Source organism: Streptosporangiales bacterium (assembly GCA_009379955.1).
In the GTDB taxonomy this organism is placed as follows: domain Bacteria; phylum Actinomycetota; class Actinomycetes; order Streptosporangiales; family WHST01; genus WHST01.
Window position 1 is genome coordinate 1 of record WHST01000222.1, and the last position, 2,632, is coordinate 2,632.

Consider the following 2,632-nt stretch of genomic DNA (forward strand, 5'->3'; position numbering starts at 1 on the left):
ACGACGGCCACGGTCGACATCCTCAGTGACGAAGAGGATCCGAAGACGCGCAACAACTCGGACACCTGGGCGTCGTGACGGCGAAAGCGCGTGACGTGGCTCGCGACGTCGACGGGCTACACGGCGGATGATCCCGGCTGAACCGGAGTGAATCCGTCCCGCTCCCATCGCGCAGGCGACGGTCTCGGCGGCGCACCGTCAGGAGTTCGCATCGTCCTCGCGTGCCTGCTCGTACCGCTGGTGGCGGCGACCGTTTTCGGTGTCGTCGTTCTGTGGCCGTCCGAGGCCGAGGTGCGGGCGCCGCAGGGGTACGCCGTCGAGCGAGCGCACGGCGAGATCACCGACCTGCACCGATGCGAAGACCGCCAGTCGCCACCCGACTGCCTCGCAGCCTCGGTGCGGCTCAGCGAGGGGCCGGACGCGCCGGACACGGTCGAGGCGTCGCTCGCCTTCGGTGAGCAGGCGCCCACGTTCGAGGTCGGCGACCGAGTCGTACTCGGCTACCGGGCGAACGCATCGATGGACGAGCGCTACTCGTTCATCGACTTCGACCGCACCCGCCCGCTGCTCCTGCTGGCCGGCCTGTTCGTTGTCGGCGTCCTGATCCTGTCCCGCCTGCGCGGGATGGGCTCGCTGGCCGGCCTCGGAATCTCCTTGCTGGTCATCATCTTCTTCACACTGCCGGCCCTGCTCGCCGGTAGCGCGCCGCTCGCGGTCGCGACCGTGACGGCGTCCGCGATCATGATTCTCACGCTGTATCTCGCACACGGCCTCAGCGCGCGTACCAGCGTCGCGCTGGTCGGCACGCTCGGCGCTCTGGTCCTGGCCGGTGCGCTCGGCGCTGTGTTCACCACCGTGGGCCATTTCACCGGATACATGGACGAGAGCGTGCAGTTCCTCAGCATGTTCGGTGGCGAGATCGACATGCGCGGTCTGCTGCTGGCCGGGCTGGTGATCGGCGCACTGGGCGTACTGGACGACGTGACCGTCACACAGGCGTCGGCGGTGTGGGAGCTCGCGGCGGCCAACCCGTACACCTCGCGCCCGTCGCTGTTCGCACAGGGGATGCGGATCGGCCGCGCGCACGTGTCCTCGACGGTCAACACCCTGGTGCTGGCGTACGTCGGCGCGAGCCTGCCTCTAATGCTGCTGTTCGCGGCCGCGGACGTGAAGGTCAGGGACGCCGTCGGAACCGAGATGGTCGCTCAGGAGGTGGTGCGCGCCCTGGTCGGCAGCCTGGGCATCATCGCCGCCGTACCCATCACTACGGCGATCGCGGCCATCGTCGCCGGCACGCTGGCGGGCCAGGCGGGTACGCCTCGCCCGCCAGCGTGCCGGGTGACGCGGCAGTAGGCTCGGAGCCGATGAACGAGTCGACGCAGCCCTGGCCCGCGCCGTACGCCGGTGCCCCGATCCGGGCCGCGATTCGGCTGCCGGGTTCGAAATCAATCACCAACCGGGCGCTGGTCCTGGCCGCGCTGGCCAGTGGGCCGAGCGTCGTGCGCCGCCCGCTCCGGGCCCGGGACACCGACCTGATGGCCGCCGCCCTGCGCGCCCTCGGAACCGAGATCGCCGCCGCCGACGACGGCGGCGGCGAGTGGCGGATCCGGCCCGGTCGCACCGGCGCGGACGCGGAGGTCGACTGCGGGCTGGCCGGTACCGTCATGCGGTTCGTCCCTCCCGTCGCCGCACTGGCCGACGCGACGGTCCGGTTCGACGGCGACCCGCGAGCGCGCGAACGCCCCATGGGCGAGCTGCTCAATGCATTGCGTGCGCTCGGGGTTCGGGTCGACGACGGCGGCGGTGCGAGCCCGCCGTTCGCAATCCAGGGGCACGGGTCCGTGCGCGGCGGCGTGGTGACGATCGACGCCTCGGCCTCCAGCCAGTTCGTGTCGGGACTCGTGCTGGCGGGGGCGCGGTACGACGAAGGGCTCGACCTGCGGCACGACGGCAAGCCGTTCCCGTCCCAGCCCCATGTGGACATGACGATCGCCATGCTGCGCGAGCGCGGGGTCGCCGTCGACACCGCCGAGCCGGACCGCTGGGTGGTCCAGCCCGGTCCGATCGCACCCCTGGACGTCGACGTGGAGCCCGACCTGTCGCAGGCCGCCCCGTTCGTAGCGTCCGTATTGGCCACCGGAGGCCGGGTCGTCGTACACGACTGGCCGGCGAAGACCGACCAGGCCGGCGATCGGCTGCGCGACCTGCTCGGGCAGATGGGTGCACACGTGGCGCGCGTCGGAGACGACCTGGCGGTGGAGTCGACGGGCGCCGCGCCGGCGGGAATGGACGTCGACCTGCACGACGTCGGCGAGCTGACGCCGGTGCTGGCCGCGCTCTGCGCTCTGGCGGGCTCGCCGTCCAGGTTGCGCGGGATCGCGCATCTGCGCGGGCACGAGACCGACCGGCTGGCCGCCATCGCACACGAGATCAACGCGCTCGGCGGCGACGTCGAGGAGACTGCGGACGGCCTGGTTATCACGCCGCGGCCGTTGCGCGGCGGGGTGTTCCGTACGTACGCCGACCACCGGATGGCGCACGCCGCGGCGGTGCTCGGGCTCGCGGTCGAGGGCACCGAGGTCGACGACGTCGCGACCACGGCGAAGACGTTCCCGGAGTTCGCCGAGGTCTG

The 2,632-nt window shown here is 71.8% G+C and carries 2 protein-coding genes; both read left to right on the top strand.

Features of this window, described 5'->3' with window-relative positions; all coding sequences use genetic code 11:
* Window positions 1–240 precede the first annotated feature (240 nt).
* Complete coding sequence (locus tag GEV10_32000; GenBank protein MQA83024.1) at window positions 241–1,353, top strand: YibE/F family protein; 1,113 nt, start codon at window positions 241–243, stop codon at window positions 1,351–1,353.
* A gap of 11 nt (window positions 1,354–1,364) precedes the next feature.
* Window positions 1,365–2,632: 3-phosphoshikimate 1-carboxyvinyltransferase (aroA, locus tag GEV10_32005; GenBank protein ID MQA83025.1), on the top strand; the 1,268-nt coding region annotated here is incomplete at its 3' end.